The 17,228-nt window shown below is 68.2% G+C and carries 15 protein-coding genes and 1 pseudogene; 10 read left to right on the top strand and 6 right to left on the bottom strand.

Translation table 11 applies throughout. From position 1 onward, the window contains the following. Positions 1–17: 17 nt before the first annotated feature. Positions 18–1,253 (top strand): alpha-hydroxy acid oxidase, encoded by a 1,236-nt coding sequence (locus tag GR168_RS07480; RefSeq protein ID WP_058250776.1) that lies wholly within the window; start codon positions 18–20, stop codon positions 1,251–1,253. A gap of 40 nt (positions 1,254–1,293) precedes the next feature. Here GR168_RS07480 and GR168_RS24230 read toward each other — a convergent pair. Then, positions 1,294–2,751 (bottom strand): annotated as a pseudogene (locus GR168_RS24230) (MFS transporter). A gap of 119 nt (positions 2,752–2,870) precedes the next feature. Here GR168_RS24230 and GR168_RS07470 point away from each other — a divergent pair. From GR168_RS07470 to GR168_RS07460, 3 genes are all read left to right on the top strand, one after another. After that, positions 2,871–3,884 carry a LacI family DNA-binding transcriptional regulator gene (locus GR168_RS07470; RefSeq protein WP_058250777.1) on the top strand — a complete coding sequence of 338 codons (1,014 nt, stop codon included), beginning with the start codon at positions 2,871–2,873 and terminating at the stop codon, positions 3,882–3,884. Between the two features lie 104 nt (positions 3,885–3,988). Beyond that, the gene (locus GR168_RS07465; RefSeq protein WP_082652880.1) at positions 3,989–4,648 is read left to right on the top strand and encodes a TetR family transcriptional regulator; all 660 of its coding nucleotides are present in this window, start codon (positions 3,989–3,991) and stop codon (positions 4,646–4,648) included. Between the two features lies 1 nt (position 4,649). Next, complete coding sequence (locus GR168_RS07460; RefSeq protein ID WP_058250779.1) at positions 4,650–7,013, top strand: MMPL family transporter; 2,364 nt, start codon at positions 4,650–4,652, stop codon at positions 7,011–7,013. A gap of 6 nt (positions 7,014–7,019) precedes the next feature. Here GR168_RS07460 and GR168_RS07455 read toward each other — a convergent pair whose 3' ends face one another. After that, on the bottom strand, positions 7,020–7,340 hold the full coding sequence (locus tag GR168_RS07455; RefSeq protein ID WP_058250780.1) for a putative quinol monooxygenase: 321 nt from the start codon (positions 7,338–7,340) through the stop codon (positions 7,020–7,022). 184 nt (positions 7,341–7,524) lie between these two features. Here GR168_RS07455 and GR168_RS07450 point away from each other — a divergent pair, with 184 nt between their 5' ends. The 5 genes from GR168_RS07450 to GR168_RS07430 all read left to right on the top strand — a co-directional run bounded on the left by GR168_RS07450 (position 7,525) and on the right by GR168_RS07430 (position 13,138). Next, the gene (locus tag GR168_RS07450; RefSeq protein WP_058250781.1) at positions 7,525–8,949 is read left to right on the top strand and encodes an aldehyde dehydrogenase family protein; all 1,425 of its coding nucleotides are present in this window, start codon (positions 7,525–7,527) and stop codon (positions 8,947–8,949) included. A gap of 254 nt (positions 8,950–9,203) precedes the next feature. Further along, positions 9,204–10,172 carry an alpha/beta hydrolase family protein gene (locus GR168_RS07445; RefSeq protein ID WP_231742314.1) on the top strand — a complete coding sequence of 323 codons (969 nt, stop codon included), beginning with the start codon at positions 9,204–9,206 and terminating at the stop codon, positions 10,170–10,172. 44 nt (positions 10,173–10,216) lie between these two features. Further along, positions 10,217–11,026, top strand: a complete 810-nt coding sequence (locus GR168_RS07440) for an alpha/beta hydrolase (RefSeq protein WP_058250895.1) — start codon at positions 10,217–10,219, stop codon at positions 11,024–11,026. Positions 11,027–11,101: 75 nt separating this feature from the next. Next, positions 11,102–12,583 (top strand): alpha/beta hydrolase family protein, encoded by a 1,482-nt coding sequence (locus GR168_RS07435; RefSeq protein WP_058250896.1) that lies wholly within the window; start codon positions 11,102–11,104, stop codon positions 12,581–12,583. Positions 12,584–12,691: 108 nt separating this feature from the next. Next, a complete protein-coding gene (locus GR168_RS07430; RefSeq protein ID WP_058250782.1) occupies positions 12,692–13,138 on the top strand; it encodes a hypothetical protein in 447 nt (148 codons plus the stop codon). Between the two features lie 15 nt (positions 13,139–13,153). On the opposite strand, the gene GR168_RS07425 is transcribed toward GR168_RS07430, so the two are convergent. From GR168_RS07425 to GR168_RS07415, 3 genes are all read right to left on the bottom strand, one after another. Beyond that, on the bottom strand, positions 13,154–13,990 hold the full coding sequence (locus GR168_RS07425; RefSeq protein ID WP_058250783.1) for an alpha/beta hydrolase: 837 nt from the start codon (positions 13,988–13,990) through the stop codon (positions 13,154–13,156). Between the two features lie 21 nt (positions 13,991–14,011). Further along, complete coding sequence (locus GR168_RS07420; protein WP_058250784.1) at positions 14,012–14,401, bottom strand: hypothetical protein; 390 nt, start codon at positions 14,399–14,401, stop codon at positions 14,012–14,014. Between the two features lie 389 nt (positions 14,402–14,790). Then, positions 14,791–15,720: an LLM class F420-dependent oxidoreductase gene (locus tag GR168_RS07415; RefSeq protein WP_058250785.1), complete on the bottom strand. Its 930-nt coding sequence runs from the start codon at positions 15,718–15,720 to the stop codon at positions 14,791–14,793. 129 nt (positions 15,721–15,849) lie between these two features. Here GR168_RS07415 and GR168_RS07410 point away from each other — a divergent pair, with 129 nt between their 5' ends. Beyond that, positions 15,850–16,263, top strand: coding sequence for a hypothetical protein (locus GR168_RS07410; RefSeq protein WP_058250786.1), 414 nt, complete (start codon positions 15,850–15,852; stop codon positions 16,261–16,263). 350 nt (positions 16,264–16,613) lie between these two features. Here GR168_RS07410 and GR168_RS07405 read toward each other — a convergent pair whose 3' ends face one another. After that, a complete protein-coding gene (locus GR168_RS07405; RefSeq protein WP_058250787.1) occupies positions 16,614–17,117 on the bottom strand; it encodes a DinB family protein in 504 nt (167 codons plus the stop codon). Positions 17,118–17,228: the final 111 nt, after the last annotated feature.

Raw genomic sequence — 17,228 nt, 5'->3', positions numbered from 1 at the left:
TGCAAGGCAGTTCTCCCATGAAGCGTCGAGTTCCCAAACCGCGCGACCTCGCGCCGCTGATGCAGTTCAAGAAGCCCCAGTTCGACGCGAAGAAGCGCCGTCTCGACGCCGCCCTCACCATCGAGGACCTGCGCGCGATCGCCAAGCGCCGCACCCCGAAGGCGGCCTTCGACTACACCGACGGATCGGCCGAGGCCGAGCTGTCCATCGAACGCGCGCGACAGGCGTTCGCCGACATCGAGTTCCACCCGGCCATCCTGCGTGACGTGTCCAAGGTCGACACCTCGTGCACGATCCTCGGCGGGCGTTCGGAACTGCCGTTCGGCATCGCACCCACCGGGTTCACCCGGATGATGCAGACCGAGGGCGAATACGCTGGTGCGCGCGCCGCCGGCCGGGCCGGGATCCCCTTCTCGCTGTCGACGATGGGTACGGCGTCGATCGAGGACGTCCGGGATGCGAATCCGCACGGCCGCAACTGGTTCCAGCTGTACATGTGGAAGGACCGGGAGCGCTCGATGGCCCTGGTCGACCGCGCGGCGAAGGCCGGATACGACACCCTGCTGGTGACCGTCGACGTGCCGGTCGCCGGGGCTCGTCTGCGCGACAAGCGCAACGGCATGTCGATCCCGCCGGCGCTGACCGCCAAGACCGTGCTCAACGCCATCCCGCGCCCGCAGTGGTGGATCGACTTCCTCACCACCGAGCCCCTGGCGTTCGCCTCGCTCGATCGATGGTCCGGAACGGTGGCCGAACTGCTGGACACGATGTTCGACCCCACCGTCACCTTCGACGATCTGGCGTGGATCAAGTCGCAGTGGCCGGGCAAGCTGGTGGTCAAGGGCATTCAGACCGTCGACGACGCCAAGGCCGTCACGGCCCTCGGCGCCGACGGCATCGTGTTGTCGAATCACGGAGGGCGCCAACTCGACCGCGCACCGATCCCGTTCCACCTCCTGCCCGAGGTGGCCCGCGAGGTCGGCGCGGACACCGATGTCATGCTCGACACCGGCATCATGAGCGGTGCCGACATCGTGGCGTCGGTCGCCCTCGGCGCGCGGTTCACGCTCGTCGGCCGGGCCTACCTGTACGGCCTGATGGCCGGCGGGGAGGCCGGGGTGGACCGGATGATCGAGATCCTCGGCGAGCAGATCGCACGTACGATGCGGCTGCTCGGTGTCGCCTCGCTGGACGAGCTGACACCCGCGCACGTGACCCAGCTCGAGCGGCTGGTGCCCCGGGCGCGTTCCTGAGGCTCGACTGCCGAGGTCGCGTGGGCATCAGACCGGCCGCCTACGCGACCTCCGCGTCCTCGCGGCGGTGGGCGAAGTGATCCACGAGGCCCACCACCAGCGCGATCAGCACCAGGACCGCGGCGGTCGCCAGCCCGATCTGGAACGCCCGCGCCCAGTCGCCTCCGGTGTTCGCCACCTGGGCGAAGAACACCGCACCGACGAGCGCGATCCCCGCGGCGGCCCCGATGCGCTGACCGGTCTGCAGGACGCCGCCGGCGATGCCCGCCTTGGTCACCGGCACCTGGTCGAGGCTGAGCGTGAGGTTGGGCGAGATCACGAGACCGGAACCGATACCCGCCACCAGCAGCGGCAGCGCGGCGGCGTACCCGACACCGGGACCAGACACGAGCGCGACGGCGACGATCGTCGCGATCATCCCCACGACCACCAGGCCCAGACCGAGCAACACCAGCGAGCGCCCGACCCGGTTGACGATGTTACCGCCGACGCTGGCCGACACCGCCGAGCCGAGCGCGAAGGGGGTCACCGCCAGACCGGCCTGCAGTGCCGAGTAGCCCAGGCCCTGCTGGACGAACAGCGTGTAGATGAAGAACACCGTGGTGAACCCGGCGAAGTAGACCATCGCGATGATGCACCCCAACGTGTACGACCGCATGGAGAACAACGAGAGGTCGACGAGTTGCTGGCGGCCGACGCGGCCCTGCCGGCGTTCCCACAGGACGAACGCACCGATCAGCACCGCCGCGACGACGAGCAGCAGCCATTTCCGCCCGCCGGGCCACTCCTGCTCCTGGACCATCGGCAGCATCAGCGCGAACACCCCGGTGCCCAGGAGCACAACGCCCACCGGGTCGAAACTCCCCCGCAGCGGTTGTTTGAGTTCTTCGGGCCGAGCCGGGATCAACCGGATCGCGGCGAGGAAGGCCGCGATGCCGATCGGCACGTTCACGAAGAAGATCCAGCGCCACCCGTCGGCGGACCCGCCCAGCTAGATGAGGACCCCACCGAGCAGCGGCCCGACCGCGGTCGAGATCCCGATGGTCGCGGCGAACATGCCGAAGGCCCGGCCACGCTCGGCCCCGCGAAACAGCAGCTGGATGAGCCCGGAGACCTGCGGCGCGAGAATGCCGCCCGCGACGCCCTGGATCAGGCGGAAGACGACGAGTTGCGTCGGGCCCTGGGCGAACCCACATGCCGCCGACGCCAGCACGAACAGGGACAGCCCGATGAGGAAGGTCACCTTGCGGCCGCGCGCGTCCCCGACCCGGCCGGCCGGGACCAGGACGAGGCCGAAGGCGAGGGCGTAGCCGGACACGACCCACGACAGGTCGGCCGAGTTCGCGCCGAGACCGGATTCGATGGACGGGAGCGCGACGTTGACGATCGAGACGTCGAGAAGGGTCATGAAGCCGACCACCAGGCACACCGCGAGCGCCTTCCAGCGCCGCGGGTCGGGTTCGTAGTCCGCGGAGAACGGGCTGGCCGGAGTCGACATGGATCGCCTTTCCTACAGGGGGTACCGCGGGTGTTCGTAGTCAATCAGCTCGCGAGATGGGCGACCCTCCCGAGTCCGCGAAACGCGAGTACCGGCATCGCATCTGGTGAGATGGACACATGGGTGTGAGCATGCGGGATGTCGCGGCGGCGGCCTCGGTGTCGGTGGGCACGGTCTCGAACGTGCTCAACTCGCCCGGAAAGGTCTCGCCCGCGACCGTCGCGCGGGTCCAGGCGGCGATCGACAAGCTGGGTTTCGTGCGCAACGACGCCGCGCGCCAACTCCGTGCGGGCCGTTCGCGTTGCGTCGGCATGGTGGTACTCGACGTGGGAAACCCCTTCTTCACCGACATCGCCCGCGCCGCCGAACAACGGGCCGGCGAGCACGACCTCACGGTGCTGCTCGGCACCTCCGACGACGACGAATCACGCGAACAGGCCTATCTCGACACCTTCGACGAGCAGCGGGTGTTCGGTTTGCTCGTCTCGCCGATCGGCGACGATCTGCGGCGGTTCGACTCGCTGCGACGTCGCGGTACCCCGGTGATCCTCGTCGACCGGGACGCCGGCGGCTCCCCCTTCGATTCCGTCGCCGTCGACGACATCGCGGGCGGGCGGCTCGCGGTGTCACACCTGTGCGAGACCGGTCGTCGCCGGATCGTCTTCGTGGGCGGACCGCCCGGACTGCGGCAGGTCGCGGACCGTCGGCGGGGCGCGCAGGAGGCCGTCGACGCCGTCGAGGACGCCACGCTCGAGGTCGTGCAGACGACGAACCTGAGTGTGCTGGCCGGACGCGAGGCGGGACAGGCCCTGCTGGCCAGGGCCCCCCGCGACCGACCGGATGCGGTGTTCTGCGCCAACGACCTCCTCGCGATCGGGGTCCTGCAGGCGTTGACGATGCTCGGCGGCGACGTCCGCGTTCCCGACGACATCGCGCTCATCGGTTACGACGACATCGATTTCGCCCGCTCGGCCGTCGTCCCGTTGTCGTCGATCCGGCAGCCGACCTCCCGCATCGGCGTCACCGCGGTCGATCTGCTGATGAGCGCGGCCGACGATCCCGCCGAACGCCACGTCCCGTCGAACCTCGTGTTCCAGCCCGAGTTGGTCGCCCGCGCATCGACACTGGGCTGAAGGTGTGACGCACGCCATCGCCGGGTAGACGGTGTGAGGACTCTCCTAATATTGCGTAGTCCTGCAAGTTTGCAGGGTTCTGCAAGTTCCGTACCGTGGGTGAGGTGAACTCCCCCGGACTCCGCGAGGCGAAGAAGGCGGCGACCCGTTCGGCGCTCGCCCGCGCTGTGCTGCGGTTGTCCACCAGCGTCGGGATGGATCACGTGATGATCGACGCCGTCGCGGCGGAGGCGAACGTCTCGGTCCGCACGTTCCACAACTACTTCAGCGGCAAAGAGGATGCGCTGCTGCACTTCGTGTCGTCACTGTTCGACACGCTCGTGGAGCGGATCGAGGCCCGACCGACGGACGAGAGCTTCTTCTGCTCGGTCCGAACCGCCCTCATCGAGGCCGCCACCTCGCCCGACGTCGGCGAACCCGCCGAGATCGTCGCGCTCCTGCGCCTCCTCGACACGGATCCGGGGCTGACGGCCAGGTCCCGCGACATGGAGTTGGGCGACACCGTCGAAGCGCGTCTCGCCGAACTGTGCGCGCAGCGCGGACAGCCGGCACACACCCTGTATCCGCGCCTCGTCCTGCACAACGCGATCACCACCATCCGCGTCGCCCTCGAATTCTGGGTGACCCATCACGACGACACCCCGGGCACCACTGCCGACCTGGCCACCGTGCTGGAGTCCGCCTTCGACCAACTGGCGTCCGGGCTCGCACAACCCATCCCACCGTTGAACGAACTCGCCGACCCATCCCTCGAGGAGCACTGACGTGGCAACACACCTGTACCGACTAGGGCGATGGGCGTACGAGAACCGCCTCAAGACCATCGCGATCTGGGTTCTGGTCCTGATCGGGCTGGGCATCGGCGCGAGCCTGCTGGCCAAACCGACCTCGGAGTCGTTCTCGATCCCGGGCATCCCGTCGGAGCGCGCCCAGGACCTGATGATCGAACGCTTCCCCGGGGAAGCGACGTTCGGTTCCGACATCGGTGTCACGTATGTCGTGCGCGCACCGGAGGGTTCGACGCTGAGCGAGCCCCGGTTCCAGAGCACCATCGACTCGATGGTGGCCGGCCTCAAGACCGTCGAGAACGTGAAGAGCCCCGATTCGATCGCCAACCCGTTCGTCTCGTACGGCACCGAGCAATCCCCCGGTCAGCTCCGTGAACTCTCGGCGACCTTCCAGCGGGAAACCTTCGGCAAGAGTGCGGACGAGGCCGCCGCCGACGCGCAGGCCACTTCGCCGATCAACGCGGCGGGCACGGTTGCGCAGCTCGGCGCCTCCTTCGACGTCAAGGCATCCTCGGACGTCACCGAGACCATGCGCGAACAGATGGACGCCATCGCCGACGACGCGCGGGCCGCCGGCCTCACCGTCGAGATGAAGGGTTCGGCCACACAGCAATTCGAGCTCGGGATCACCTCTGAGCTGATCGGCATCGGGGTCGGTGCGCTGATCCTCATCCTGACGTTCGCCTCCCTGGTCGCGTGGGGCATGCCGATCATCACCGCGATCGTCGGCGTCGCGATCGGCATGCTCGGCGTGCAGATGGGCACCCACTTCTTCGACCTCAGCAACGAGACACCGATTCTCGCGACGATGATCGGCCTCGCGGTCGGCATCGACTACGCGCTGTTCATCGTGTCCCGCTACCGCCACGAGATCCATCGGTCGACGAACCGCGCCGACGCGGCGGGGCGGGCGGTCGGCACCGCGGGTTCGGCGGTCGTCTTCGCCGGCAGCACCGTCGTCATCGCGCTGGCCGCACTGGCGATCGTGAACATCCCGTTCCTCACCGCGATGGGTATCGCCGCCGCGGGCACCGTGGTGGCTGTCGTGTTGGTCGCGCTCACCCTCCTGCCGGCCATCCTGGGCCTGTTCGGCGGCAAGGCGTTCGCCGGACGGGTGCCGCGCCTCAACGCTCCCGATGTCGGACCGCACGATGCGGAGCGGTTGCACAACGGCCAGCGCTGGGTCCAGCGCATCGTGGCCCGGCCGCGCACCGTGACGGTCGCGATCGTCGGCATTCTCGTCGTCCTCGCGATCCCGATGGCCGGGCTCAAGCTCGCGCTACCCAACGACGGGACCGCCGAGCCGTCGGAGACGCAGCGCCGGGCCTACGACATGGTCGCCGAGGGTTACGGACCCGGCGTGAACGGACCGCTGGTCGTCGTCGCGGACGGTCGCGAGATCCAGGACACCGGGGAGCGCTTGCGCGCCTTCAACTCACTCGTCGACGACCTGGGTCGCGTCGACAACGTCGAGGTGGCGCAGATCGGTGCCGGCGGGCTCAACGAGGCCCAGGACACCGCGAAGATCACGATCATCCCGTCGACCGCGCCGGCCGACGAGGCGACGCCCGCACTCGTGGAATCGCTCCGCGAGATGGAGTCTCGGGTACAGGGCACGACGGGCATCTCCTACGGGGTGACCGGGCAGACCGCGATCGAACTCGACATCTCCGACCGCCTGTCGAGTTCGCTGATCCCCTACCTCCTGGTCGTGGTGGGTCTCGCCTTCATCCTGCTGATCATCGTGTTCCGCTCGATCCTCGTGCCGCTGACCGCCGCGCTCGGCTTCCTGCTGAGCGTCGCCGCGACCTTCGGTGTGACCGTCGCCCTCTTCACCGACGGCGCCCTGGGGATCGTCGACAACCCGCAACCGCTGGTGTCGTTCCTGCCGATCATGTTGGTGGGCATCGTGTTCGGACTCGCCATGGACTATCAGGTGTTCCTGGTGACCCGGATGCGGGAAGCGTACGTGCACGGCGCCGACGCGAAGACCGCGGTGGTGGAGGGATATCGCCACAGCGCCCGCGTCGTGGCGGCGGCCGCGGCCATCATGATCTCGGTCTTCGCCGCATTCATGCTGCAAGACATGGCCTTCATCATGGTGATGGGCTTCGCCCTGGCCGCCGCGGTGTTCCTCGACGCCTTCGTCGTCCGGATGACCCTGATGCCGGCGGTGCTCACCGTCCTCGGCGACAAGGCGTGGTGGATCCCGCGCTGGCTCGACCGCATCCTGCCCGACGTGGACATCGAGGGCGAGAAGCTCGGCATCGGCGACGACGCGGCGCGACCGGCGGACCCGGCGGGGGCCGACACGGACTCCGAGGTCCGCGCCGGCCGCTGAGAGAGGTCAGTCGACCCGGAACTCCCCGAGTTCGGACCAGGTGTCGCCCTCGATCGTCGTGTTGATGACGTCGGGTGTGCGCTGGAGGTACTTGGGGAGTTCCTGCTGGGCCTGCTTGAAGTGCGGGGCGGTGACATGTGCCTCCGCGGCATCGTCGTCGAACGCCTCGACCAGGACGTAGGTGTTGGGGTCCTCGAGCGATCGCGACCAGTCGAACCACATGTTACCCGGTTCGGCGCGGGTTGCCTCGGTGAACTCGCGGGACAACTCGGGCCACTCGTCGGCGAATTCGGGCTTGATGGGGAACTTCACGACGATGAGGATCATGATTCGACCCTAGTCGTTCGCGGCCGGGCCGAGCGTCGCAGCATGCGACTGGGACGGCTGTTCCAGAACCGGTCACAAAGTGTCGCCCCCGGAACGCCGGGATTCGCGAGACCCCGGTCGCGGCAGCGCCTAGAGTGTGAAACAGACAACAATTGTCCTCACTTCAGGCTGCAACGGAGGCACCATGCCGGACATCACCAAGTTCTACATCGACGGTCAGTGGGTCGAGCCCGCCGAGCTCAACCTCATCGACGTCATCAACCCGGCCACCGAGAAGTCGGCCGGACAGGTCGCCATCGGCAGCGCGGCCGACGTCGACGCAGCGGTCGACGCCGCCCGTCGCGCATTCGTCACCTGGGGACAGACGACCGTCGAGGAACGTCTCGAAGTCCTCAACCGGATCATCGCCGAGTACCAGAACCGCATGGGCGACCTCGCCGCCGCGGTCACCGAGGAGATGGGTTCGCCGGTCGGCCTCACGAACGCCGCCCAGGTGCCGATCGGTCTCGGCCACCTGATGACCGCCGCCGCGCAACTCCCCGACTTCAAGTTCGTCGAGGACCGCGGCAGCTCGCGCATCGCCAAGGAGCCGATCGGCGTGTGCGGCTTCATCACCCCGTGGAACTGGCCGCTCAACCAGGTCATGTGCAAGGTCGCCCCGGCACTCGCCACCGGTTGCACCATGGTCCTCAAGCCCTCCGAGGTCGCGCCGTTCAGCGCGGCGATCGTCGCCGAGATCTTCGACGCCGCCGGCGTACCCGCAGGCGTGTTCAACCTCGTCAACGGTGACGGCCCCGGCGTCGGCGCCGCGCTGTCGAGCCACGAGGGCATCGACATGATCTCGTTCACCGGGTCCACCCGCGCCGGCATCGAGGTCGCCAAGAGTGCCGCGCCGACCGTGAAGCGCGTCGCCCAGGAACTCGGCGGCAAGAGCCCGAACATCATCCTCGACGACGACGACTTCGCGAAGAACGTCGCCGGCGGCATCGCGACGATGATGATGAACTCGGGCCAGTCCTGCAACGCCCCGAGCCGCATGCTGGTCCCGGCCGGCCGCGTCGACGAGGTCGCCGAGATCGCCAAGGGGGTCGCTGCCGAGCTCACCGTCGGCGATCCCACCACCGACGTGAAGCTCGGCCCGGTCGTGTCCGAGGCGCAATTCGACAAGATCCAGGGTCTCATCGAGCGTGCCGTCGCCGACGGCGCGACCGCGGTCGTGGGAGGTCCCGGGCGCCCCGAGGGTCTCGAGACCGGCTACTACGTGAAGCCGACCGTGTTCACCAACGTCACCAACGACATGGAGATCGCCCGCACCGAGGTGTTCGGCCCGGTCCTCGTCGTCATCGGTTACGACTCGATCGACGAAGCGATCAAGGTCGCCAACGACACCGAGTACGGCCTCGCCGGCTACGTCTCCGGCAAGGATGTCGACGAGGTCCGCCGCATCGGATCACAGATCCGTGCGGGTTCGATCTCGCTCAACGGCGCCCAGCTCGACCCGAGCGCACCGTTCGGCGGATACAAGAAGAGCGGCAACGGCCGCGAGTGGAGTGACTACGCCTTCGACGAATTCCTCGAGGTGAAGTCGCTGCTCGGTTTCGGGGCCTGACAACCCAGCCCGTTCCCTCTCCCGACGCCGCCGGGCGCATCCCCAACGGATGTGCCCGGCGGCGTCGTTCGTCGAGGCCGCGGAGTCGCGCCCATCGCGGTACCCCGGGATTTCGCAAGGCCCGGACAGGACTGCGCGAACGTCCTACGCTTGCCGAACGACTTCGATCCGGCGGCCCGGCCGCCTACCGATCGAATCCACATTCTTCGGGGGAAGAGCGTCCGCGCGGTACACATGGGGGAACGGTGCTTCGAGTGATTCTTCGTGCGGTCTGTGCCGCATGTCTGGTGATGCTGTGTCTGGCCGCCGCGCCGGCGGCGGCAGCGCCCGTGGCGCCGCGGGTGGTGTCGGTCGTGCACGAGTCCCCCACACGCGCCATAGTCTGGGTCTACTCGGCGGCGATGGCCAAGAACATCAAGCTCTTCGTCCTCACGCCACGAACGAAGACCGGACCCCGGCCGACGCTCTACCTACTGGACGGGGCGGGTTCGCGCGGCAACGACAGTGGATGGCGTGGAGCCGGCAATGCCGACGAGTTCTTCGCCGACAAGGACGTGAACGTCATACTCCCGACGGGTGCGTACGGCAGCCAGTACGCCGACTGGCAGCGCCGGGATCCGCGCGTCGGACAACCGATGTGGGAGACGTTCCTGACCAGGGAACTCCCGCCCCTCATCGACGCCCGCTTCGAGTCGAACGGTTCGCGCGGGATCGCGGGCGTCTCGATGGGCGGGCAGGCGGCGTTCACGCTCGCGTCACGGGCCCCGTCGCTGTACCGCGCGGTGGCCTCGATCAGCGGATGTCCTCCGGTGTCCTCGCCGCAGGGAGAGTCGTACGTGCGGGCCACCCTCGCCCGGGGTGGGGCGAACGCCGACAACCTCTGGGGGCCGGTCGGTTCGGCCGGATGGCGGGACCACGACCCGGCGCTGCATCTCGACCGTCTCCGCGGCAAGGCCCTGTACCTGTACTCCGGTGCCGGCCGGCTCGGTCCCGCCGACCTCAAGCGGAACGTGACGCCCGAGGAAGGCCTCTACCAGGTGGTACTCGCCGCATCGTCGGCGTTCGAGATCGCGACCAGCGACTGTTCGCGCCGGTTCGCCGGGTTGTTGCGCGGTGCGGGTCTGCCGTTCACCGACGCGTTGCAGGAGGTCGGAACCCACCATTGGTACTACTGGGAGAAGGAACTCCCCAACATGTGGGCGGCGATCTCGCCGGCGCTCTGAGGCGAATCACGGAATCCGGTCATCCGCCTGGCTACCATCTCCGCATGCAGATCCCCGTCGCGTCCGATACCGGTCCCGTCCTCGACACCGAGGTGTTCGGCGAGGGCGAACCGCTGCTGCTCATCGGCGGCATGTCCGCACACCGCGGGATGTGGACCGATGAGCTCCTCGACGCCCTCACCCCGCACTTCTCGGTTGCCGCCTACGACCATCGCGGCATCGGCACGAGCAGTCGGGCCGAGGGACCGTTCACCATCGCCGACCTGGCCGCCGACGCCCGCGGAATCCTCGACGGCCTCGGCTGGGACTCCGCCCACGTGCTGGGCACGTCGATGGGCGGCACGATCGCACAGGAACTCGCCCTGAACTCGCCGGACCGGGTGCGCAGTCTCGTCCTCGGCTGCACCACCGCGGGCGGCCCCGGGGCCATCGGTGCGCCCGGCTCGTCCGGCGCCGCCCGCCTCGTCGAGGCGATCTCGTCGCGCGATGCCGACCGCGTCGCACGCATCGCGTTCGAGGTCAATCTGTCTCCCGAGTTCATCGCCCGCGCCGGCGCCTTCGACCATTTCGTCTCGCTGTCGAGGCAGCGCCGCGTTCCGTCGGCAGTCGTCGCGTGGCAGGCGGGCGCCTGTGCGGCACACGACACCCGCGACCGGATCGGCTCACTCGACATGCCGACGGCGGTCATCCACGGCGACGTCGACGAGATGATCGCGGTCGCCGAGGGCGAGCGGCTCGCCGACCTCATCCCGCAGGCCACCCTGGCGCGCTGGTCCGGTGTCGGACACATGTTCTGGTGGGAACGTCCGGACGAGACCGCCGAGGTCGTCCGGAAAAATGCACTCGCCCGGTAACGCCGGTCCACTCTCCGAACGACATCCCTGACATCGGCACCGTGTAGTCGGGTGGCCGCGTATGTCAGGAGCTCCATGTCGCACTCGCACAGCGAACCGCCCGTCCCCTCCACCCCCGCGGGCCAGACGCCCGAGTCGCCACGCCGACCCTCACCTCGTCGCCGACTCCTCACCGGCATCTCGGTGGTCGCGATCCTCACGCTCGGCCTGTTCGGCGCGAGCACGCTGATCAACTCGTCGAACACCGCCAGCGCTCTGCGTGGGCATCCCGAAGTGCTGCGGCCGGGCTGCACGTGGGACTCCTCCGGGAACTACGTCCAGAACTGCAAGGTCTGGTCGGAGTCGCAGAAACGGCACGTGATCGTGCAGATCCGCGCCTCGAGCGGCAGCGACAGCGGCGTCTACCTGCTCGACGGCATGCGTGCCAGCGAAACCCGCTCGGCATGGACCACCGACGTGCAGGCCGCCAAGGTCTACGACGCCAAGGCCGACACCACCCTGGTCATGCCGGTGGGCGGCGCATCGTCGTTCTACACCGACTGGGACGGCGGCGCCGGTGACAAGAACACGGTCATCAAGCAGGAGACCTTCCTGACCTCGGAGCTGCCCGGCTACCTCGAGCGCGAGTTCGGCGTGGCCCGCAACAACAACGCGATCATCGGACTGTCGATGTCCGGCGGGCCCGCGGTGACCCTCGCCGAGCGCCACCCCGAGCAGTTCAAGGTCGTGCAGGCGATGTCGGGCTACTACCAGACCGACAACCCGGTCGGCGCCCTCGGCGTGTTCGCCACGCAGACCATGGTGTCCAACTACGTCAACGGCGTCGTCAACATGTGGGGCGCGCCGGGCGGCACCCGCTGGACCGACAACGACCCGTCGAAGAACCTGACGCAGCTGGCCGACAACGGCCAGGTTCTCATCATCTCCTCGGGCAACGGTTTCCTGACGCCGTCGGAGATGGCCAAGCTGTCGCCGCAGGACCAGCTCAGTGCGATGGCCCTGGAGATCCTGTCCGCGGTGTCGACCGTGCTCATGCAGTTGCAGGCCAAGCAGGCCGGCGTATCGGTGATCTCGTTGCCGAACTACGGCGGCCACACGTGGGAGAACTGGGGACGTGCGCTCGGTGACGGCAAGGAGCACGTGCTGACCACGCTGCGCAACAACCCACCGGTGACCACGAAGACGACCGTCGTCTCCGCCTCGGGCGACCCCGATCCCGAAGGCCCCGCGAAGGTGACCCTGGCGGCGAAGAAGGCGGCCGAGGAATCGCCGGCGCTCGACCTGTCAGGTCTGTCGGCCCGTGGTTCGGACGAGACCGGGTCCGCCTCTCAGTCGGCCTCCTCGTCCGCCGAGTCGTCCGCAGCGGAGTCGTCGGCCTCCGGGTCGTCCTCGGCCGACCTCGCACCGTCCGCGGTGTCGGGCTCGGCGTCGGTGGACGCGTCCGTCCCGGAATCGGCCACCAGTTCCGAGACGAGCACGCCGACCGTGCCCCAGCTCGCCCCGACGGGGCCCGTCACACCCGGTACCTCGAGCAGCACCCCGGTCCCGTCCCGCTGACCGGCGCTCCCGCTCACGGTTTCCGTTCCCGCTCACCGGAAGTGTGAGCGGGAACGGACTGCGTGAGCGACCGATCCCTTCTACCGCACCTGCTGCTAGCGTTCAGCCATGACCGCCGACCCCGATCTCGCCGACCTCGTCGGCGTCGACACCATCGTCGTGGTCGTGGCGTCCGGTGTGATCCTCGTCTGGGCACTCGTCTTGGGCGTGTGGAAGTACCACGGCATCCGCACCTCACCGGACCGGACGGCCCATGTGTATGTCGACATCGCGCATCGGGCCGCGCTGATGTACTCGTTCGCCACCCTGGTGCTCGCCGCGCTGGTCGAACTCAGCGCCTTCCCGACGACCGTCAACGTGATCGCCGCGGCGGTCCCGATCGTCTTCTTCGTCGCGGCGATCGCCGCGTATTGCATCCACGGCGCCCTGCGGGACACCACGAATCAGTTCGTCGACCCGACTCCCGGCACCTACCTGTTCATGCTCGCGCTCATCGTGGGCGAGATCGGCGGCGTGCTGGTCCTGCTGGCCGGGGTAGTGGTGCGACTGACGTGAGTGGTCGCGCGACGGTCACGGGCGCTCGGTGTGACCGCGCAACCAGGTGATCACCGCGTCGAGCACCACCGCCTGCTCGGGTTCGTTGAAGATCTCGTGGAACAGGTCGTCGTAGATCACGAGCGTCTTGTCCGCCGATCCGGCGAGCCGCTCGACGAGTTCGCTGCCGCGCGGGTCGGTGAGCGCGTCCTCGCTGCCGTGCATCACCAGGATGGGTAGTTGCAGGGACGGCAGGCGCTCGGGAAACGACCGCATGGTGCCGATCATCGCCCCGCCCAGCCCGGCCGGGATCTTGCCGCGCGTCACCAGCGGGTCGGCGTCGTAGGCGGCCACGACGTCCGGATCCCGGGAGATGCTCGACGAACTCAACTCGGTGGTGGGCAATCCCGGTGCGATCCGACCGATCAGCGGCGCGAATCGGACGGCCAGATCGGGCAGGTCGTCACCGGGCAGCACGGCCGCCCCCGACAGGATCAGTCCGTCGAGCTTGTCCTGGTGGTCGAGCGCATAGTCGAGAGCGATGCACCCGCCCATGCTGTGCCCGATCAGGAACGTCGGGACGCTGCCGTCGGCGACATGGGCGAGCACGGTGTCGAGGTCGTCGGTGAAGTCACCGAACCGGCGCAACCGGAGTCGCTTGCCACCCGAGCGGCCGTGACCGACGTGGTCCGGTATCGCGACGAGGTAACCGTCGTCGACGAGCCGACGGGCCACATGCAGATACCGTCGTCCGTGTTCGGCGAGTCCGTGCACCACGACGACCACGCCGCGCGGGCTGTCCGCGGGCCGGTGGACGTCATAGACGATGGTGTGCCCGTGCCGGCCACGAAAACTGTGTTCTTCCGGTGTCATTCCCTGATCTCGTTTCGATGTTCAGTGCCAGCCGAGTCGGGCGGCGACCGACTTGCCTGCCGACTCCAGGGCGCCGAGCGGACGGAAGGCGGCCTCGCCGATACCGACGAGTGCCTCGACCCGCCCGACCACCCGTTCGAGCCGCCCGACGATGTCGGACATGCGGTCGGCGGTGGCGTCGACCTGGTCGAGGGTTCCGGAGAGTCGCACCAGCGTCACGTCGAGTTTCGCGATCGTCGAGTTCAGCCCGTCCAGGGTGGGACCGAGTCCTTCGAGGGTCTCCCCCATGTCGGCGATGATGCCCTCGAGTTGCTCGACGGTCACGTCGGCGTTGAGCGCGGCCTGGGCCAGCTTCTTGATCCGTTGACGTTCCGGCGGTCTCGATGATGTGTGCTCGCCCCTGTCGGCCATGAGGTGGATTATGGCCCATCGCGGTCGGCCCGGGTGCCGGGTCGGGGGAACCCTTCGAGGACACTCCGCTGTCTAATCCGACAGAACCACCAAACCCCTGGTCCCTGTGCCGAAAGAGGCGCATAACCCCTGCTCCCGAATCCGAAAGAACCACAAAACCTCTGGTCCCTGAGGTGTGAGGAGCGCAAGCGACGAGCCACGAAGGGCCTGGCGAGACACGTTGCAACACCCTTCGTGGCTCGCTTCGCTCGCACCTCAGGGAGCATGGGATCTAGCCACTCATACTCGTGGGCGGGTGCCTTCATGGTCCACGACGGCCGCCGGGCCGCTGACACTTCGGAGCAAGCTTTACGAACGCCGCACCCAGCAGACGGGGTGCCCGCGGGCGCTCACGCCAACTGCGGGGCGACCTTCGACGCGACGAGCTCGAGGTGATCGAGATCCGACAGATCAAGGGTCTGCAGATACATGCGCGTGACGCCCAGCTCGCCGAAGGTCGCGATCTTCGCGGCGACCTCGTCCGGGGTTCCGGCAGCCCCGTTCTCGCGCAGCTCGTCCGGTTCCCGGCCGATGGCCTCGGCCCGGCGCCGGAACTCGGCTTCGTCGCGGCCGCAACACAATACGAGCGCGGCGGAGTAGGTCAGCGACTCCGGGTCGCGGCCGGTGTCGACGCACGCCGTGCGGACGCGCCCGATGAGATCCCCGGCGACGTCGAGTGGTTGGAACACGACATTGAACTCGTCGGCGAAACGCGCGGCCAGCGCGGGCGTCCGCTTCTTGCCACTGCCCCCGATGATGATCGGCGGGCGCGGGTGCTGCACGGGTTTGGGCAGGGCCGGCGATTTCGAGAGGCGAAAGTGTGTGCCCTCGTAGTCGAACTCCTCGCCCAGCGGGGTCTGCCACAACCCGGTGATGATCTCGAGGTTCTCCTCGAGGCGGTCGAACCGTTCCCTCAACGGCGGGAACGGGATTCCGTACGCCTCGTGCTCACCCTCGTGCCAGCCCGTTCCGATTCCCAATTCGACACGGCCACCGCTCATCTGATCGACCTGGGCGACTGCGATCGAGAACGGCCCGGGTAGCCGGAAAGTGGCCGACGAGACGAGCGTCCCCAGCCGGATTCGCGAGGTCTCGCGCGCCAAGCCCGCCAACGTGATCCACGCGTCGGTCGGCCCGGGGAGGCCGTCGCCGCCCATTCCGGCGAAATGGTCGGAACGGAAGAAGGCATCGAAGCCCAGGTCTTCGGTCGCCTTGGCGACGGTGAGCAGGTCGTCGTAGGTCGCACCCTGCTGGGGCTCGGTGAAGATTCGCAGTTGCACGTTTTCAACCTACGCGCGCTGGGCACACGACCGGTGGCGAGGCGGCGTGCGAAGCGGACCCAATCCGGCCCGGCGGCCATTCCGAATCGCTCCACGCACGACACCGTTCCTCGACAAAGGAGTCCCAACATGAAGACGTTCACGCGCACAGCTCTGGGTTTCGTCGTCGCCGCCGCAGGTGCGACCGCAGTATCGCTCGCCGCCGCGCCGTCCGCCGGCGCCGCGCCCACCGTATGTCCGGCACTTCCCGGCCAGTCCGCCTCTGCGGCCTCGTGTAGCGCCGACTCCGGCCCGACCGGACTCTCGCTGGCCATCACCGACAACGGCGGCGAAGCCAACGTCACCGCCGACAACTTCGCCGGACCCGCGGCCATCGCCCTCGGTCCCGGAGCGACGGTCACCATGGACGGCATTCGTCCCGGCCTGGCCATCGGTATCGCCGGACCCGGCGGCGAGGTCGTCGTCGACGGCAAGAACGGCCCGACCTGCAAGGGACCCGCGTTCGCCGGTGACTTCCAGACCTTCAAGGGCTGCCTGTCCTGACCGTCCGGCACCGGTGCCTGAGGTGCGACGTAGATAGCGACCAACCCCCTGCTCCCTGGGGAGCGCCCGGAGCTTGCGGAGGGCGCGTCTACTCCTGCTCCCTGAGGAGCGCCCGGAGCTTGCGGAGGGCGCGTCTACTCCTGCTCCCTGAGGAGCGCCCGGAGCTTGCGGAGGGCGCGTCACGAAGGGTCTTCGCAACCCGACTCACGAGGACCGTTCGTGACGGCCTCCGCAAGCTCCGGCCTCCTCAGGGAGCAGTAAATGGGCTCGCACCGCGCACAACGGTTCTGTCGTGGTCCACGACGGCCGCCAGGCCGCAATTACTCAGAACGCAGCGCGACAGCGACGAGTCAGGACAACAGTCCCCGGACGTATGCCGCCTGGCCGATGTGCTGGGTGTCGTCGTCGATCACGCTGAGCAGTCGTACGCCCAACGTGACCGGCGGGTCCCAGTTGTCGTCGACGACGCGGTCGAGATCTGAATCCGACAGCGCGCCAATGTAGTCGACGCTGACCGCGTGTGTTGCGTCGTAGTAGCCACGCAACAGGTCCGGGTCGTCGACGACGACCCGCGCCGCCTCGTCGGCAGACTGCCCGTACCCGCTCTCCCCGGGGTCGAACGGCAGACCGAACCGTTCGACCCATCCCCCGGTCACCCACACCTCGTCGGTTCCGGCGACGTCGGCGACGTGCGAGTCCTGCACGCGCGTCAGATGCCACACGAGCCAGGCGATCGTGTTGGCACCGGGCGCGGGAGCCCGATTCAATTCCTCGGTGGAGATGTCGTCCAGGACGGCGTGAACATTCTCGACGACTCGACCGAGACCGTCGAGCAACACATCTGTGGATCGCATGGCACAAGTTTAGGTTCGCGGTGGGCACAACGATGGCCACTCCGACGATCCGTCAGCATCATTCCTCCAGTGTCAGAACCGAATGCCCCACGTAAGATCCGATTCAACGCC

The sequence above is a fragment of the Gordonia sp. JH63 genome, from assembly GCF_009856645.1.
GTDB lineage: Bacteria > Actinomycetota > Actinomycetes > Mycobacteriales > Mycobacteriaceae > Gordonia > Gordonia hongkongensis.
Note: the sequence above shows the minus strand (reverse complement) of the source record. Positions and strands in the feature narration are given on the sequence as shown.